General features: G+C 72.6%; 8 protein-coding genes and 1 pseudogene. 5 read left to right on the forward strand and 4 right to left on the reverse strand.

What is annotated here, in order from left to right:
• Positions 1-13 precede the first annotated feature (13 nt).
• The 3 genes and pseudogenes from ACIQWX_RS27285 to ACIQWX_RS27295 form a co-directional block, all read left to right on the forward strand.
• Positions 14-10,213, forward strand: a pseudogene (locus tag ACIQWX_RS27285) (type I polyketide synthase); the annotation flags it as partial.
• Positions 10,210-10,968: a thioesterase II family protein gene (locus ACIQWX_RS27290; RefSeq protein ID WP_400876836.1), complete on the forward strand. Its 759-nt coding sequence runs from the start codon at positions 10,210-10,212 to the stop codon at positions 10,966-10,968. The pseudogene ACIQWX_RS27285 and the gene ACIQWX_RS27290, both read left to right, overlap by 4 nt.
• Positions 10,969-10,979: 11 nt before the next feature.
• Positions 10,980-12,230 (forward strand): activator-dependent family glycosyltransferase, encoded by a 1,251-nt coding sequence (locus ACIQWX_RS27295; protein WP_400876839.1) that lies wholly within the window; start codon positions 10,980-10,982, stop codon positions 12,228-12,230.
• Between the two features lie 52 nt (positions 12,231-12,282).
• Here the strand turns inward: ACIQWX_RS27295 and ACIQWX_RS27300 are convergent, their stop codons facing one another.
• Positions 12,283-13,476, reverse strand: a complete 1,194-nt coding sequence (locus ACIQWX_RS27300) for an aminotransferase class I/II-fold pyridoxal phosphate-dependent enzyme (protein WP_400876842.1) — start codon at positions 13,474-13,476, stop codon at positions 12,283-12,285.
• Positions 13,477-13,740: 264 nt separating this feature from the next.
• Between ACIQWX_RS27300 and ACIQWX_RS27305 the strand changes: the two genes are divergently transcribed.
• Entirely contained in the window at positions 13,741-14,955 is a 1,215-nt protein-coding gene (locus tag ACIQWX_RS27305; RefSeq protein ID WP_400876845.1) for a macrolide family glycosyltransferase, read from the forward strand.
• Positions 14,952-16,010, forward strand: a complete 1,059-nt coding sequence (locus ACIQWX_RS27310; protein WP_400876848.1) for a ketoacyl-ACP synthase III family protein — start codon at positions 14,952-14,954, stop codon at positions 16,008-16,010. The genes ACIQWX_RS27305 and ACIQWX_RS27310 overlap by 4 nt, the downstream gene beginning before the upstream one ends.
• A 149-nt stretch (positions 16,011-16,159) precedes the next feature.
• On the opposite strand, the gene ACIQWX_RS27315 is transcribed toward ACIQWX_RS27310, so the two are convergent.
• The 3 genes from ACIQWX_RS27315 to ACIQWX_RS27325 all read right to left on the reverse strand — a co-directional run bounded on the left by ACIQWX_RS27315 (position 16,160) and on the right by ACIQWX_RS27325 (position 18,521).
• The gene (locus ACIQWX_RS27315; protein ID WP_400876851.1) at positions 16,160-16,303 is read right to left on the reverse strand and encodes a hypothetical protein; all 144 of its coding nucleotides are present in this window, start codon (positions 16,301-16,303) and stop codon (positions 16,160-16,162) included.
• Between the two features lie 57 nt (positions 16,304-16,360).
• The gene (locus tag ACIQWX_RS27320) at positions 16,361-17,053 is read right to left on the reverse strand and encodes a helix-turn-helix transcriptional regulator (RefSeq protein ID WP_400876854.1); all 693 of its coding nucleotides are present in this window, start codon (positions 17,051-17,053) and stop codon (positions 16,361-16,363) included.
• Between the two features lie 352 nt (positions 17,054-17,405).
• On the reverse strand, positions 17,406-18,521 hold the full coding sequence (locus tag ACIQWX_RS27325; protein WP_400877592.1) for a cytochrome P450: 1,116 nt from the start codon (positions 18,519-18,521) through the stop codon (positions 17,406-17,408).
• Positions 18,522-18,546 lie beyond the last annotated feature (25 nt).

Genomic DNA, 18,546 nt, shown 5'->3' on the forward strand with positions numbered 1-18,546 from the left:
CCTGCGCAAGGTCACCGCCGACCTGCACGAGACGCGGGAGCGGCTGCGGGCGGCCGAGGCCGCCGCGCCGGAGCCGGTCGCGATCGTGGCCATGGCCTGCCGGTTCCCCGGCGGCGTCGAGACGCCGGAGGACCTTTGGCGCGTCCTGGAATCCGGGACCGACACGCTGACGGACTTCCCGGACGACCGCGGCTGGGACCTCGACACCGTCTACCACCCCGACCCGGCGCACCCGGGCACGAGCTACGTCAGCCAGGGCGGGTTCGTCCGCGACGCGGGCGCGTTCGACGCCGCCTTCTTCGGGATCTCGCCTCGCGAAGCCCTCGCGATGGACCCGCAGCAGCGGCTGCTGCTCGAAACCTCCTGGGAGGCATTGGAACGCGCCGGGATCGATCCGCACTCGCTGCGCGGCGAGCGGGTCGGCGTGTTCGCCGGCACCAACGGCCAGGACTACCCGGGCCTGCTCAGCCTCGCCCCCGGCGTCGGCGACGGCTACGAGAGCACCGGCAACGCCGCCAGTGTCCTTTCCGGACGGATCGCCTACGCCCTCGGCCTGGAGGGGCCGGCCGTCACCGTCGACACGGCGTGCTCGTCGTCGCTGGTCGCACTGCACTGGGCCGCGCACGCGCTGCGTGAAGGGGAGTGCGACCTCGCGCTCGCCGGCGGGGTCACGGTCATGACGACGCCCGGCGCGTTCATCGGGTTCAGCAGGCAGCAGGGGCTGGCCGCGGACGGCCGCTGCAAGGCGTTCGCCGACACCGCGGACGGCACCGGCTGGGGCGAAGGCGCCGGCGTCGTCCTGCTGGAACGGCTGTCCGACGCCCGGCGCAACGGCCACCCCGTGCTCGCGATCGTCGCGGGCTCGGCGATCAACTCCGACGGCGCGTCGAACGGGCTCACCGCACCGAACGGGCCGTCGCAGCAACGGGTCATCCGGGCCGCGCTCGCCGACGCCGGGCTGTCACCGTCCGATGTGGACGCTGTCGAAGCGCACGGCACGGGGACATCGCTCGGTGATCCGATCGAGGCGCAGGCCCTGCTGGCCACCTACGGCCGCGACCGCCGGACGCCGCTGTGGCTCGGCTCGATCAAGTCGAACCTCGGGCACACCCAGGCCGCCGCCGGGGTCGCCGGGGTGCTCAAGATGACCCTCGCGCTGCGCAACGGCGTCCTGCCGAAGACGCTGCACGTCGATCGGCCCTCGTCCCGGGTGGACTGGTCGGCAGGCGACGTCCGGCTGCTGACCGAGCCGGTTCCGTGGCCGGACGAGGGGAGGGTGCGCCACGCGGGTGTCTCGGCGTTCGGCGTCAGCGGCACCAACGCGCACGTGCTCCTGGCCGCACCGCCCACCGAAGAACCCCCGCCGGCGAAGGAAAGCACGGACGTCGTGCCGTGGGTCCTTTCCGGACGGTCCGAAGCCGCCCTCCGCGCGCAGGCCGCGCGCCTGGCCGGTGTCGACGGCGACCCGGCCGGGATCGGGCTGGCGCTCGCCACGACCCGCTCGGAGTTCGAACACCGCGCGGTCCTGATCGGCGACGCGGCCGAACTGGCCGAAGGAGTGCGTGCCCTCGCCAGGGGCGAGGAAGTCGCCGTGCGCGGCGCGGTCGCCGAAGGACTGACCGCGTTCCTGTTCACCGGCCAAGGCGCGCAACGCGCCGGCATGGGCCGCGGGCTGTACGACCGCTTCCCCGCCTACGCGACGGCGTTCGACGAGATCTGCGCGGAGTTCGACCGTCACCTGGACCGTCCACTCAAGACGGTGATCGAGTCCGGTGTGGACCTCGACGAGACGGTCTACACCCAGCCCGCGCTGTTCGCGGTCGAGGTCGCGCTGTTCCGGCTGCTGGAGTCCTGGGGCGTGACGCCCGACCACCTCGCCGGGCACTCCATCGGCGAACTGGCGGCCGCGCACGTCGCCGGCGTCTTCTCCCTCACCGACGCGGCCGAGCTGGTCGCGGCCCGCGGACGGCTGATGCAGGCACTTCCGCGCGGCGGGACGATGGTCGCCCTCCAGGCCACCGAAGCCGAAGTGACGCCGCTGCTCACCGAGACCGTCTCGCTCGCCGCCGTCAACGGCCCGGACGCCGTCGTGGTGTCCGGCGACGGCACCGAGGAGATCGAGCGGCACTTCGCCGCGCTCGGCCGCCGGACCCGGCGGCTCACCGTCTCCCACGCCTTCCATTCCCCGCTGATGGACCCGATGCTGGCCGGGTTCGCGCAGGTCGCGGCCCGGATCACCTACTCCCGGCCGCGGCTCCCGATCGTCTCGACGGTGACCGGGACGCCGCTCACCGACGAGCTGACCTCGCCGGAGTACTGGGTCCGCCAGGTTCGCGAGCCCGTCCGGTTCGCGGACGCGGTGGCGGCGCTCGCGGACCTCGGGACCACCCGGTTCCTGGAGGTCGGGCCGCACGGCGTGCTCGCCGCCATGACCGAGGAGTGCCTGCCCGGCGCGACGGCCGCCGCGCTGTTGCGCAAGGACCGCGACGAGGTCCGGACCACGCTGACCGCCGTGGCGGCGATGTACGTCCGGGGTGCCCGGGCCGGCTGGGGCGCGCTGTTCCCCGGCGCGCGGGCGTGCGCTTTGCCGACTTACGCGTTCCAACGCGAAACCTACTGGCCGGAGCTGCCGCGCCCGGTGGGCGGCACCACCCGCGATGCCCTGCTCAAGCTCGACTGGGTGCCGGTCCCGGCCGGGGAGCCCGTCCCGGCGACGTGGGCCGTGCTCGGCTCCGGCCACCGGGAACTCGCCGCCGCCTTGTTCGCGGAGCTGGGGGCGCTGGCCTGCCACCCCGATCTCGACGGCGTCGCCGAAGCGGGCTCGCTGCCCGACGTCCTCGTCGTCCCGTTCCTCTCCCGGTCCGAAGTGGACACTCCGGGGGAGGCGGCACGTCGCGCGCTGCACCTCGTGCGGTCCTGGCTGGCCGACGCGCGGTTCGACGGCCGCACCCTGGTCGTGCTGACCCGCGGCGCCGCTGTCGCCGAGGGTGTCGCGGACCTTGCGCAGGCCCCGGTGTGGGGCCTGGTGCGCTCGGCCGCGGCGGAGAACCCCGGCCGGTTCGTGCTCGCCGACGTCGACGACCCGGCGGCCGCGCGGCTGCTGCCCGCCGCGCTCGCCACCGGCGAACCCGAATTCTTGCTGCGCGACGGCGAAATCCGGGCGTCCCGCCTGGCGAAGGCGTCCGAACCGGGCCCGTCCGCGTCCTTCGGTCCGGAAGGGACGGTGCTGGTCACCGGCGGGACCGGGGCCTTGGGTGCGCAAATCGCGCGGCACCTGGTCACCCGGCACGGGGTGCGGCACCTGCTCCTCGCGAGCCGCCGCGGCCCGGCCGCCGACGGCGCCGCCGAGCTGGCCGCCGACCTGACCGAGCTGGGCGCGGAACCGGTCGTCGCGGCCTGCGACGCCGCCGACCGCGCCGCGCTGGCCGCCCTGCTGGCGACCGTCCCGGCCGACCGGCCGCTGACCGGCGTCGTCCACGTGGCCGGCGTGCTCGACGACGGCGTCGTGTCCGCGCTGACCCCCGAGCGCCTGGATGCCGTGCTACGGCCCAAGATCGACGCCGTCACGAACCTCCACGACCTGACCGCGGGCACCGAGCTGTCGGCGTTCGTCGTGTTCTCCTCGATCTCCGGCACGCTCGGCCCGGCCGGGCAGGCGAACTACGCGGCGGCCAACGTCTGGCTCGACGCGCTCGCCCGCCACCGCCGCGACCGGGGCCTGCCCGGGCTCGCGCTCGGCTGGGGCCTGTGGGCGCAGGACGGCGGGATGACCGGCGGGCTCGCCGACCGCGACCGCCGTCGCCTCGGCGCCACCGGGATGATCCCGCTGTCCGCTGGGGAAGGTCTGCGGCTCTTCGACGCGGCTTGCCGCGGTGGCGAACCCGCGGTGCTGCCGATCCGGTTCGACTTCGACGTGCTGCGTGCCGCCCCCGTCCTGCCGCCGATCTTCGCCGGGCTCGTCCCGCCGCGGCCGCCCGCCGAACCCGCCGCCGACCGGCCGGCCGACGTGCTCGACGTCGTCCGGACTTCCGTGGCGCTGGTGCTCGGCTACGCGGGTGCGGCAGCCGTCGACCCGGATCGCGCGTTCAAGGACCTCGGCTTCGACTCGCTGACCGCCGTGGAACTGCGCAACCGGCTGGCCGCGGCCACCGGGCAGCGCCTGCCGGCCACGCTGATCTACGACTACGCCACCCCGAACGCCCTGGCCGCGCACCTGGCCGGTGACGCGGTCCCGGCGGCACCGGCCCTGGTGGCCCGGACCGCCGACGACGAACCGATCGCGATCGTGTCGATGGCCTGCCGGTTCCCCGGCGGCGTCCGCACCCCGGACGACCTGTGGGCGCTGCTCGCCGACGGCCGGGACGCGATCGGCGGGTTCCCGGCCGACCGCGGCTGGGACCTCGACGCGCTCTACGACCCGGACCCCGACAGCGAGGGCACGTCGTACGCCCGCGAGGGCGGTTTCCTCGACGACGCCGCGTTGTTCGATCCCGCGTTCTTCGGGATCTCGCCCCGGGAAGCCCTCGCGATGGACCCGCAGCAGCGGCTGCTGCTCGAGACGTCGTGGGAAGCCCTGGAACGCGCGGGGATCGATCCGGAGTCGCTGCGCGGCGCACCGGTGGGCGTGTTCGCCGGGACCAACGGCCAGGACTACCCGGCGCTGCTCGCGCTGGCGCCGAAGAGCGCCGAAGGCTACCTGGGCACCGGCAACGCCGCGTCCGTCCTCTCAGGACGAATTTCCTACGCGCTCGGGCTCGAGGGGCCGGCCGTCACCGTCGACACCGCGTGCTCGTCGTCCCTGGTCGCGCTGCACTGGGCGATCCAGGCCCTGCGCACGGGGGAGTGCTCGCTCGTGCTGGCCGGCGGGGTCACGGTGCTGTCGACGCCCGGCTCGTTCGTCGAGTTCAGCCGGCAGCGCGGGCTGGCCCCGGACGGGCGGTGCAAGGCGTTCTCCGACGACGCCGACGGCACCGGCTGGGGTGAAGGTTCGGGAATGCTGGTGCTGGAACGGCTTTCCGACGCGCGCCGCAACGGACACCCGGTGCTCGCTCTGGTACGCGGCTCGGCGGTCAACCAGGACGGCGCTTCGAATGGGCTCACTGCACCGAACGGGCCGTCGCAGCAACGTGTGATCCGAGCGGCGCTGGCTTCGGCGGGGCTGGAAGCGTCCGATGTGGACGCCGTCGAGGCGCACGGTACCGGGACGTCGCTGGGCGACCCGATCGAGGCACAGGCACTGATCGCCACCTACGGCCAGGACCGCGACCGGCCGCTGTGGCTCGGTTCGGTCAAGTCCAATGTGGGCCACACCCAGGCGGCGGCCGGGGTCGCCGGTGTCATGAAGGTGGTGCTGGCCCTGAAGAACGGCCTGCTGCCGAAGACGTTGCACGCCGACGTGCCGTCGTCCCACGTGGACTGGTCCGGCGGGGACGTGCGGCTGCTGTCGGACCCGGTGCCGTGGCCGGACGACCGCGTGCGCCGCGCCGGGGTGTCGTCGTTCGGCGTGAGCGGGACGAACGCCCACGTCATCATCGAAGCCGCGCCCGAAGCGGAGCTTTCACGTGAAAGCCCCGTCCCCGGGTCGCTGACAGCGTGGAGCGTGTCGGGGCACAGCCCGGAGGCGCTGCGGGCTCAGGCTGAACGGCTGCTGGACCACGTCGCGGCCGAGCCGGCCGAGATCGGGACCGCGTTGGCCGGCCGGACGGTCTTCGCTCACCGGGCGGTCGTCGTGGGTGCCGACCGGGACGAGCTGGTCAAGGGGCTGGCCGCCGTGGCCGCCGATCGCCTGGCGCCCGGCGTCGTCACGGGCGTGCGCGCCGAAGGCGGGACCGCGTTCCTCTTCACCGGTCAGGGCGCGCAGCGGCTCGGCATGGGTGCCGAACTGCGTCGCGAGTTCCCGGTGTTCGCCGACGCCTTCGCCGAGATCTGCGCCGAGTTCGACACCCACCTCGCCCGGCCTCTGTCCGAAGTGATCGACACCGAACCCGAACTGCTCGACCGGACCGAGTACACCCAGCCCGCGCTGTTCGCGCTCGAAGTGGCCCTCTTCCGGCTCCTGGAGTCCTGGGGTGTCCGGCCGGACCGGCTGGCCGGGCACTCGATCGGCGAGCTGGCCGCCGCGCACGTCGCGGGCGTGTGGTCGCTGCCCGACGCCTGCGCCGTCGTCGCCGCGCGTGGCCGTCTCATGCAGGCGCTCCCCGCCGGCGGCGCGATGCTCGCGATCGAAGCGACCGAGTCCGAAGTCGTCCCGACACTGCCCGCGGGAGTCGACCTCGCGGCGGTCAACGGACCCACGTCCGTCGTGGTCTCCGGCGCCGAGGACGGGGTCGTGGAGGTCGAGCGGCACTGGGCCGGCCGCAAGACCCGGCGGCTGCGCGTCTCGCACGCCTTCCACTCGGCGGACATGGACGCGATGCTCGCGGAATTCGGCCGGGTCCTGAACGGCGTCGCCTTCGCCCCGCCGGACATCCCGGTCGTCTCGACGCTGACCGGGGAGGTTGCGACCGAGCTGACCTCGCCGGACTACTGGCTGCGCCAGGCGCGCGGGACCGTCCGGTTCGCCGGCGCCGTCGCCACCCTCGCCGGGCTGGGCGTGACCCGGTTCGCCGAGCTGGGCCCGGACGGCGTGCTCACCGCGATGGCCGCCGCATGCCTCGACGACCGTGCGGTGGTCACCGCGTTGCTGCGCAGGGACGAGCCGCGGGACTTGCTGACCGGACTGGCGAAGCTGCACGTCATTGGGTCCACAGTGGACTTGGCGCGCGTCCTCGGCGGAACCGGCGACCCGGCGTCGCTGCCGACGTACGCCTTCCAGCACGAGCGGTTCTGGCCCGAGTTCTCCTTGGTGCCGGCCGGGGACGTCACGCAGGCGGGGCTCGACCGTCCGGACCACCCGCTGCTGGGCGCGTCGGTCACGAACGCCGAGAACGGCACCGTGGTGTGCACGGGCCGCGTCTCGCCGCGCACGCACTCGTGGCTCGCCGACCACGTCGTCGCGGGCCGCACGTTGTTCCCGGGCACCGGATTCGTCGAGCTGGTCCTGCGCGCGGCCGAGCAGGCCGGCGCGGGCGGCATCGACGAACTGGTCATCGAGACACCCTTGGCTCTGCCGAAGGAAGGCGTGCAGGTTCAGGTCGTCGTCGCCGCGCCGGACTCGGATGTCCGGAGCGTGACCGTCCACTCGCGACTCGACGACGAGCCGTGGACGCGGCACGCCAGCGGCCGGCTCGCCGCCGAACCCGGTCCCCTCCCCGACGACCTCGCGGAGTGGCCGCCGGCCGGCGCCGAACCCCTGGATCTCGAGGGCTTCTACACCGCCGGCAGCGGATTCAGCTACGGCCCGGCGTTCCAGGGGCTGCGGGCCGCGTGGCGGCTCGGCGACGAGGTGCACGCCGAGGTGGCCCTGCGGCCGGAGGAACACGCGGACGCGGCCCGATGCGGGGTGCACCCGGCGCTGCTCGACGCGTCGCTGCACGTCCTGGGCACGGTCGCCGAGTGGTCGGGCCGGACCTACCTGCCGTTTTCCTGGAGCGGGGTGACGCTGCACGCGAGCGGCGCCACCGCGGTCCGGGTCACGGTCACCCCGAACGGCCACGACACGGTCAAGCTGAGCTTGGCCGATCCGGCGGGCCGCGCGGTGGCATCGGTGGACGCGCTGGTGCTGCGTCCTTTGGCCGACGGCGGTGCCCAGCCGGTCCGGAAGGCGCACGACTCGCTGTTCCGGCTGGAGTGGCGGCCGGTTGCGCCGGTGCCGGTCGAAGGCGCCCGGCGCTGGGCCGTCATCGGCACCGACGACTTCGGGATCGGTCCGGTGCTCGACGCGAGCGGCGTGACGTGCGAGTCCTATGTGGACCTCGAAGCGATCGGGACGGCGGTCGGACTCGGGATGGCCGTGCCGGAGGCGGTGCTGGCGGTTCCGGCGGCGGCCGCGGGCGCACTGCCGGACGCCGCCCGGTCGGCCGCGTGCGACGTGCTGGCGCTGGTGCAGGACTGGCTGGCCGACGAGCGGTTCGCGGCATCCCGGCTGGTGGTGGTGACCCGCGGCGCGGTGGCCGCGGCGGCGGGCGACGACGTGCCCGACCTGGCGGCCGCGCCGATCTGGGGCCTGGTCCGCTCGGCGCAGTCGGAGCACCCGGGCCGGGTGAAACTGGTCGACCTCGACGACGACCACGCGTCGGCCACCACACTGCCGGCCGCCGTTCTCGGGGACGAGCCGCAGCTCGCCGTGCGCGAGGGCGCCCTGCTTGCCGCGCGGCTGAGCCGCGCCACCACCGAGTCCGCCACCGGGAAACGGCCCTTCGGCCCCGATGGCACCGTGCTGCTCACCGGCGCCACCGGGAGCCTGGGCCGCGTGCTCGCCCGGCACCTCGTCACCGCGCACGACGTGCGGCGGCTCGTGCTGACCAGCCGGAACGCCTCCAGTGCCACCGATCTCCGGGACGAGCTGACCGCACTCGGCGCGGAAGTCCGGCTCGCCGAATGCGACGCCGCCGACCGCGACGCGCTCGCCGAGCTGCTGACCGGCGTCCCCGACCTCGCCGCGGTCGTGCACGCGGCCGGCGTTCTCGACGACGGCGTCATCGACAGCCTCACCCCGGAGCGCCTCGAAGCGGTGCTGCGGCCGAAGGTCGACGCCGCCTGGCACCTGCACGAACTCACCGCCGACCGGCACCTCTCGGCGTTCGTGCTCTTCTCCTCCGTGTCGGCCACCTTCGGCGCGCCCGGGCAGGGCAACTACGCCGCGGCCAACGCCTTCCTCGACGCGCTCGCCGCCCACCGGGCCGCCCGCGGCCTGCCCGCCCAGGCGCTGGCCTGGGGACTGTGGGAGACCGGCATGAGCTCCACATTGGACTCCGCCGACCGGCAGCGGATGTCCCGTGGCGGCGTCCGCGCGCTGCCCGTCGAACAGGGACTGGCGTTGTTCGACGCCGCCACCGCACTCGCCGAACCCGCACTGGTTCCCGCGAAACTGGACCTGTCCGGCGAAGGAGAGCACGCCGTCCTCAAGGGACTCGTGCGGCGGTCCCGGCGAGCCGCGACGGCCACACGAGAAGTCACCCTGCAGCACGCACTGGCCGGTAAGTCCGAAGAGGACCGCGAAGCGACGCTGCTCGACCTGGTCCGGTCCGCCGCGGCGACCGTGCTGGGACACGCGGGCCCGGAAGCCGTGCGCCCGGACGTCGGGTTCCTCGTCGCCGGCTTCGACTCGCTCACCGCCGTCGAGCTGCGCAACACCCTCGGCGCGGTCACCGGCCTGCGGCTGCCGCCGACGCTGGTCTTCGACTTCCCGACCCCCGAAGACCTCGCGGCCCACCTGCGAGCCGAGCTGACCGTCACCGAAGCACCCAAGACGTCCATTGTGGACGCTGGTGACACGCTCGGCGCGTTGTTCCGCAAGGCTTGTGAACTCGGCAAGATGAAGGAGGGGTTCGAGCTGCTGCAGAACGCGGCGCTGCTCCGCGTCACCTTCGACTCGGCGGCCGACCTGACGACCCCGATCGGTTCGGTGAAGCTGGCCGCGGGAGAGCGGACCCCGAAGCTGATCTGCTTCAGCTCGTACGTCGCACTGGCCGGCGTCCACCAGTACGCCCGGTTCGCGTCGCCGTTCCGCGGCGACCGGGACGTCCACGCGCTGCCGGCGCCGGGGTTCGTCAAGGGCGAGGCGCTGCCCGCCAGTGTCCGCGCGGTCGCCGAGGCGCAGGCGGACGCCGTGCTGCGGGCCGCCGGGGGCGAGCCGTTCGTGCTGCTCGGCTCGTCCTCGGGTGGGATGCTCGCGCACGCCGCCGCCGAAGTCCTCGACGAGCTGGGCACGCCACCGCGAGCGGTCGTGCTGCTCGACAGCTACCTGCCGCGCGCGGACTCGCCGCTCGACCGGTTCCGCGACGAGCTGTTCGGCGGCATGTTCGACCGCGAAGAGGTGTTCGCGCCGATGGACGCCGCGCGGCTGTCGGCGATGAGCTGGTACTTCCGGCTGATGGCCGGCTGGGAACCCGCGAAGCTGCCGGTGCCGCTGCTGCTGGTCCGCTCGTCCGAGCCCCCGGTGGCCGACGCCGGACTGGCGCCCGAAGAGTGGCAGACCCACTGGGACACCGCCGACGCCGTCGTCGACGTGCCCGGCAACCACTTCACCATGGTCGAGGACCACGCCGCGACCACCGCCGAGACCGTGCGCGGCTGGCTCGGCACCACCCTCCAGGACGGAGTTCACGCATGACCGACGACCCGGAGCTGTGGCTCCGCCGCTACCACGAGGCGGACGAGGGCGCCGTCCGGCTGTTCTGCCTGCCGCACGCGGGCGGCTCGGCCAGCTTCTACTTCCCGATGTCCGCCGGGCTCGGCCGCGCGGTCGACGTCCGGTCCGTGCAGTACCCGGGACGTCAGGACCGGCGCCTGGAGCCCGGGATCGACAGCCTGCCGGTGCTCGCGGACCGGCTCGCCGAGGTGCTCGCCGAGCGGACGCGGGAGCCGTTCGCGTTGTTCGGCCACAGCATGGGGGCGACGCTGGCGTTCGAGGTCGCCGTCCGGCTGGAACGGACGGGGGTGACGCCACTGCACCTGTTCGCGTCCGGGCGGCGGGCCCCTTCGTGTCGCCGCGACGAGTCCGTGCACCTGCTCGACGACGACGGCGTCATCGCCGAGGTGCGCCGGCTCGGCGGCACGAACGCGGCCGTGCTGGGCGACGAGGAGATCCTGCGGATGGCCCTGCCCGCGATCCGCAACGACTACCAGGCCGCCGAAACCTACGTCCAGCAACCAGGTCCGAAGCTGGCCACGCCGATCACCGTGCTGACCGGCGACGCCGACCCGAAGACCACCCTCGACGAGGCCCGCGCCTGGGCGGACCACACCGACGGCGAGTTCGAGCTGAAGGTGTTCCGCGGCGGGCACTTCTTCCTCGCCGACCACCAGCCCGAGGTGCTCCGGCTGATCTCCGCGCGGCTGGCGGGCACGCTCTCCGGCCACCACTGAAAGGCGAACCCGTGCGCGTGCTGTTCGTGACGCTCGACGAGAAGTCCCACCTGTACTGCATGGTGCCGACGGCCTGGGCGCTCGTCGCGGCCGGGCACGAGGTGCGGGTCGCGGCGTCGCCGGGGTTCGCCGACGTCGTCACCGGCACCGGGCTGACCGCGGTGCCGGTCGGTGCGGACAACACGATGCACGAGGGCATGAAGCAGAACCGCGACGCCCAGGAAGCCGACATCGCGAACTGGAACGACACCGACCCGGCGTCGCACACGTGGGAAGCCCTGCACCAGCGCTACACGTTCACGGTGTGGGCGGGGTTCGCCATCTACAACGACGAGATGGTCGCGGACCTGGTCGCGCACGCGCGGGAGTGGCGGCCGGACCTGGTCGTCTGGGACGCGCTGACCTACGCCGGGGCGATCGCCGCGAAGGCCTGCGGCGCCGCGCACGTCCGGCAGCTGTGCTGGGCCGACGTCTGGTGCGCCATGCGCCGGACGTTCCTGCAGGTGATGGCCGAGCAGCCGCCCGCGGAGCAGGAAGATCCGTTGTACGACTGGCTCGAGCTGACCGCCCGGCCGTACGGCGTGGGCTTCGACGAGGAGCTGGTCACCGGCCAGGCGACGATCGACCCGCTGCCCGAGTCGCTGGGCGCGCGCTCCGGCGTCCGGCGGCTGCCGGTGCGGCACGTGCCGTACAACGGCCGCGCGGTCGTCTGGGACTGGCTGCGCGAACCGCCGTCACGGCCGCGCGTGTGCCTGACGCTGGGATCGTCCAACACGGACGCGTTCGGCGGCGACTACGTGTCCATTCCGGACATCCTGGTCGCTTTGTCTACTTTGGACATCGAAGTGATCGCGGCCTTGGTGCCCGCGCAGCGGAAGTTGCTGGACGAGGTTCCGGACAACGTCCGGGTCGTCGAGTCGGTCGCGCTGCACACGGTGCTGCCGAGCTGCTCGGCGATCGTCCATCACGGCGGGTTCGGCAGCTACGGGGCGGCGCTGGTGGCCGGCGTGCCTCAGCTGACGGTGACCACGCCGATCGCCGACCACCTGCTGCGCGCGCAGCGGCTGGTCGACGAGGGGGCCGGGTTGTTGTTCACGCACAACGGCTTCACGGCTGAGGACCTGCGGACGGCGGTGGCGAGACTGGTCGGGGAGCCGGGGTTCCGGGCCAACGCCCAGCGGGTTCGCGACCTCGCGCTGGCTCAGCCGACCCCGCACGAACTGGTGGCCGAGTTGGTGGAGCTGGCTGCCGAGACGACGTGAACGACTCATTCATGTCGCCAGGCGACATGAATGAGTCATTCACGTCATTTGGTCAGGCGCGGGCGGCGAGGCGGCGGCGGATCTCGGGGGCGTGCTCGATGGCGAACGCCACCAAAGCCGACACCTCGCGGACCTGCTCACTGGTGACCGACGGACCCGTCGGCAGCGTCAGCACCCGGCGCGAGAACGCGTCGGTGGCCGGCAGCGAGACCGGCCGCTCGGTCCGGTAGGGCTCGCACTCGTGCACGCACGGCGAGAAGTACCGCTGCGCCAGCACGTTGTCCGCCCGTAGCAGCTGGAGGATCGTGTCGCGCGAGAGGCCGCACTCCTGCTCGTCGACCTTGACGACGTTGTACTGGTAGCTGTTGCGGTTGTCCTCGTCGTAGCGGTGCATCTCCAGGCCGGGCAGCCCGTCCAGCTCGGCGGTGTACTCCTCGTAGTGCGCGCGGTTGGCGGCGATGGTCGCGGGCAGCGCGTCGAGCGAGGTCAGGCCCATCGCCGCCGACGCCTCGCTCATCTTGGCGTTGGTGCCGGCGAACTCGGTGACGTGCTCCTCGCCCCAGCCGAAGTTGTGGGTGTAGCGGGCGAGCTGGGCGAACTCGTCGTCGTTGGTGACGATCGCGCCGCCTTCGAAGGTGGTGACGACCTTCGCCGCGTGGAAGCTGAACATCTCCGCCCGGCCGAACCCGCCGAGCGGCTGCGACCCGAAGGTGCAGCCGATGCCGTGGGCGGCGTCGAAGAAGAGGGTGAGGTCGTGGACTTCGGCGATCTTCTCGAGTTCCTGGATGGCGGCGGGCTGGCCCCACAGGTGCACCCCGACCAGGCCGGTCGTGCGCGGGGTGATCAGGCTTTCGACCTGCTCCGGGTCGAGGCAGCCGGTGGCCGGGTCGAGGTCGCAGAACACCGGCGTCAGGCCGAGGTAGCGCATCGCGTGCGCGGTCGCGACGTAGGTCATCGACGGCATGATGACCTCGCCGGTCAGCCCGGCCGCCCGGGCCATCACCTCGAGGGCGATCGTGCCGTTGCAGGTGGCGACGCAGTGCTTGGCGCCGGTGTGGTCGGCGATCCGCGCTTCGAACTCCTTCACCAGCGGGCCGCCGCTGGTCAGGCGGCCGCTGTCCAGGGCGACTTCCAGCCGCTCGTAGAACTTCGCCCGGTCCCCGGTGCTCGGTTTCCCCACCACCAGGGTCTTCTCGAAGGCCATCGGGCCGCCGAACAGGGCCAGGTCGTCAACGCTCGTCTTCATGAAGGTCCTTCCCCAGGGGTCGCGGACTGCCCTTACCCGCGATGACGTGCACTTCGTTGCTTTTAAACGACTGTTGAGTTCCCCCTCGACGCATCGTCTGCAGGATAGGGACGGCGTGCACCGGCAACGGATCTCGTCGCGGAAGTCTGTGGAAGCCCCTAGTCGTCGCGGAATGCGAACGTTCCAACGGGTTTTGGGAGGAAATCGCCAGATCTCGCGTGGTAGCCGGTGCACCGCACGGACGCGGTGGCCGACGATGCGGTGGTGAGCAGGCACATCGCCGTCTTCAGCTTCCCCGCGTACGCCCACGTCGCGCCGGTCCTCCCGGTCGTCGCCGAACTGGTGCGCCGCGGCCACCGCGTCACCTTCGCCGTGGTCGACGAGTTCGCCGCGAAAGTGGCCGCGACCGGGGCCGAAGTACTGCCCTACCCCTCGACGTTCCCGTGGGCGACCGGCCTGGGCGACACCGCGTCCGACGGCTACGCGCTGCGGGCCATGCTGGCGTTCATGGGCGAAGGCCTCGCCCCGCTGCCGGCCGCCATGGCCCGGTTCGCCGACGACCCGCCGGACCTCGTCCTGCACGACCTCGCGGCCTCCGAGACGGCGCGGCTGGTCGCGCGGAAGTGGTCGGTGCCGACCGTGCAGTCGTGCCCGGAGTTCGCCTCCAACGCGCACTTCCGGCTGAACGAAGCGCAGGCCGAGTTCGACGCCGCCCAGCCGCCCGACCTCACCGACCCGGAGCTGGCCGCGTTCGTCGAGAACACCCAGCGGCTGCTGGCCGAGCACGGTCTGTCCGATGTGGACACGAGCGGTGGCGAGCCGCCCTACCACCTCGTCTACCTGCCGAAGGCGTTCCAGATCCGGGGCGACACCTTCGACGAGCGCTTCGCGTTCGTCGGGCCGTGCTTTGACCGGACGGTGGCGCCAGGGGAGTGGACGCCGCCCGCGGACGGGCTGCCGGTCGTGCTGATCTCACTGGGCACCTCGCGCAGCCGGGAGCAGGTCGGCTTCTTCCGCAAGTGCGTGCGCGCCTTCACCGGGCAGCCGTGGCACGTCGTGCTGACGCTCGGCCGCTGGGTCGATCCCGCCGAACTGGGGCCGCTGCCGGAGAACATCGAGGCGCACCCGTTCGTCGCGCACGCGGCGCTGCTGCCGCACACGCGGGTCTTCGTTACCCACGGCGGGTTGGGCAGCACCATGGAGGCACTGCACTACGGCGTGCCGATGGTGCTGACGCCGTCCCAGAGCGACCAGGTGGTGACCGCGGACCGCGTCGCCGACCTCGGGCTGGGGTGCGTGGTGTCGCGCACCGGCGTCACCGAAACCGAACTGCTCGACGCCGTCGCGAAGACCGCGGCCGACCCAGTGGTCGCCCAGCGGGTCCGGTGGATGAGCGAGCAGGTCGCGCTGGCCGGCGGGGAGATCCGCGCGGCCGACGCCGTCGAGTCGTGGTTGCGGGCGAAAGTGGAGGCGAAGTGAAGCTGGCGGACGTCTACCTCGCCGGGATCGGCACCTACGTGCCGGAGACCACCGGTGTCGGGCACGCGATCGAGCAGGGGTGGATCACCGCCGAGGACGCGGAGGCGTCCGGCCTGACCGGCGCGGCCTGCGCCGGCGAGACCCCCGCCCCGGACATGGCGCTCTGGGCCGGGCAGCAGGCCGTCGCCCGCGCGGACGTCGACCCGGAGGCACTGGACGTCCTGCTCTACGCCGACAACTACCACTCGGGCCCGGACGGCTGGTTCCCGCAGTTCTGGCTGCAGCGGCACCTGGTGGGCGGCGACCTGCTCGCGGCGCAGCTGCGCCAGGGCTGCAACGGCATGTTCGGGGCGCTGGAGCTGGCGGCGACGTACCTGATCGCGCGCGGCGGCGGGACGGCCATGACGGTCGCTTCGGACAATTCGACGTCCCCGCTGGTCAACCGCTGGCGCTGCCTGCGCCCGGACTTCATCATCGGCGACGGCGCGACGGCGGTCGTGCTGAACACGACGTCGGGCTTCGCGCGGCTCAAGTCGGCGAGCTCGATCACGGTGCCGGAGCTGGAGGGCATGCACCGCGGCGACGAGCCGATGTTCCCGCCGGGCGCGACGATCGGCCGGTTCATGGACTTCGCCGAGCGCATCGACTTCTTCGGCTTCGAGCACCGCGACACGATGCTGCACAGCGGGCTCAACCTGCTGAAGACGCGGTCGGAGCTGATCGACCGGGTGCTGGCCGAGGCGGGCATCGGGCTCGACGGCGTCAGCCGCATCGCCTACAACCACGGCTCGCGCAAGTACGTCGAGGACGGCCTCCTGGCGATGCTGGGCATCCCCCTGGAGAAGTCGAACTGGGACTTCGGCCGCGGCCTCGGCCACCTGGGCGCGAGCGACCAGGTGGCGTCGCTGGCGAACATGCTGGGGACCGGGCAGCTGGTGCCGGGGGACCACGTGCTGATGGTCGGCATCGCGCCGGGGGTCAGCGTGGCGGGCGCCGTCGTGGAGATCCTGGACGTGCCGGCGTGGGCCGAGCCCGTGGTGCCCCGGGCGCGCTGACGCCGGGCGCGGTCGTCACCCTCGGTGAAACCGGCGGAAACTCACCAACAACCTGTGAGTGATCCGGACAACCCTCCCGAAAAACGCGGACCGGGTGGGTCGAGGTCTCCCTCGGCCCACCCGGTCCGGTCGGTCGTCGGCCCGCCGGCTCAGCCGCCGGAGCCGCCGCCGTACGCGCCGCCCAAAAGGCGGCTGCGGCGCTTGCGGTTCTTTTCGTCGTCAGCCTTGGCGTTGTCCGCCTTGCTGTCCGCCGGCTTCTTCTTGTCGTCTTCCTTTTTCCCGAAAATTCCCACCAGTTCATCCCTTTCCGGCAATTTGGAAATCGAACCGTGCTCTTGCAGGATAGCGGATCAGCGGATGTACTGCGGGGTCACCTTCGGCGGCCATTGGCCGATGCAGAGGATGCCCTGCGAGTACGCCTTCGAAACCAGCGCCGAGCGGTTCGGCGACTTGAACTGCCGCAGCATCGCACCGACGTGGTACTCGATGCCCTGCCTGCTCAGGTAGAGCTTCGACGCCAGCTGCACGGTCGAAATCCCGGCGGCGACGCCCTCGAGGACCTTCGCGTCGAGCTCGCTGAGCAGCTTGGTCTTTTCGACCGCCGGCCTCGGGGCCTCCGCGGTGCGGTCCGGCTTGATCAGCACGACGATCGTGGTGACCTGGCCGGACTGGCTGCGCACCGCGATGCCCGTCAGGCCGCCGGAGAGCACCGGCTGCGCGGGCCGCACGCCGACCAGGCGCGCGCTGAAGCGGTCCCGGCGGCCTTCGTTCAGCCGCGCCAGCTGCTGCAGCGTGAACTGCTTGGCGCTCGGGTGCACGAAGTCCACGAAGCTCTGTCCGAAAACGTCGGACGCGGTCCGGCCCAGCTGCCGGAGAAAGTCGCCGTTCGCTTCGATGACCCGGAGGTCGGGACCGAGGTTCGCGATGCAGACGTCGGACATGTCGAAGGAGGGGACGTTCTGGTTCTGTCTTTCGGAGACGGCAGGCAGGCCGTGCGGTACGGCGACCGGCCGCTCGACCACGGAATCGACACGTGTGTTCATCGAGTTCGAACCCCCAGATTCGGTTCTACGTTCGAGGCATTGCCAACGGACAAAAGACGTCGACGACCCTCGAGCTCCCCTCAAGAGGGTCCGCGGCGGCGATCCGGGTGGTTTCTTCACACCACCCCAGCGGAAACCTCGAGTTCCTTCCCCAGAACGATCCTCGAGTCCACCCGGACACCGGCCGCTTCGGTCCGTTTCGTTGGAAACAAACCAAACGACGTCTCGTACGCTAGCCAACGGGGTATGGCCCGTCAATGCCGCCACGGCGGATCGGCGCTAACACTGTGGTCCGCCCGACCGCAGGTACGGCACCCCCGGCCCGGCCTTCGGTCGGTGCGGTACCGCAGGGTCAGCGACCGCTGCCGAGGGTGGTCGTGACCGGCAGCCGCTGCACGCCGAACACGCCGCCGGCGTGGAACGGGACCTCCGCACCCGGGGCGACCCGCAGGTGCTCGAACCGCTCGAACAGCAGCTCCAGCGCGACGCGCCCCTCCAGCCGCGCCAGCGGCGCACCCAGGCAGAAGTGGATGCCGTGCCCGAACGCGGCGTGCGAGTTCGGCCGGCGGCTCAGGTCGAACCGCCACGGGTCGGCGAACTCGCGTTCGTCGTAGTTGGCCGACACCACCCACGCCCAGACGAGGGAGTCGGCGGGGATGACCGTGCCCGCCACCTCGACGTCGGCCGTGGTCACCCGGACCACCCGGGGGAACGGCGGCCGCAGCCGCAGCACCTCCTCCAGCAGTGGCTCCACCAGCGCGGGGTCCGCCCGGACGCGCTCGTAGCCGCCCGGGGCGTCCTCCAGGCAGAGCAGCACGTTGCCCAGCAGCATCGTCGTGGTGACGTGCCCGGCGAGCAGCAGGAGCGCGGTGAAGTTGCCGACCTCCTCGTCGCTCAGCCGCTCGCCGTCGATCGAGGACTCCACCAGCCGGGTCAGCAGGTCGTCGCGGGGCCGCGCGCGCCGGTCGGCGATCTGCGCGTTGAGGTACGCCTCCATCTCCTCGATGGCGACCGCGAGCTTCTCGCCGGTGCTCGGGTCGTCGACCTGCAGGGCCATCAGCGCCTCGGCCCAGCCGCGGAACAGCGCGCGGTCGTCGGCGGGCACGCCGAGCAGCTCGGCGATGACGATCACCGGCAGCGGGTAGGCCAGCACGTCGACCAGGTCGAACGCCGTCGCGTCCGGCTCGACCGCGGCGAGCAGCTCCCGGGTGACCTCGGTGATCCGCGGCTCGAGGTCGGCGACGACCTTCGGGGTGAACGCCTGGCTGACCAGGCGCCGCAGCTTCCGGTGCTCGGGCGGGTCGATGACCAGCAGGGTGCCCGGGGGTGCCTGGTCGCCGGGCGAGGTCAGGCGGGTCGTGTCCGAAGAGAACAGCTGCGCGTCGGTGCTGACGCGGCGGACGTCGGCGGACCGGAACACGTGCCACGCCCCGGCCCCGTCCTGCCAGACGGGCGTGTCCGCGCGCATCTTTTCCAGCCAGGTCAGCAGGGCG

Source organism: Amycolatopsis sp. NPDC098790 (assembly GCF_044759945.1).
Taxonomy (GTDB): Bacteria; Actinomycetota; Actinomycetes; order Mycobacteriales; family Pseudonocardiaceae; genus Amycolatopsis.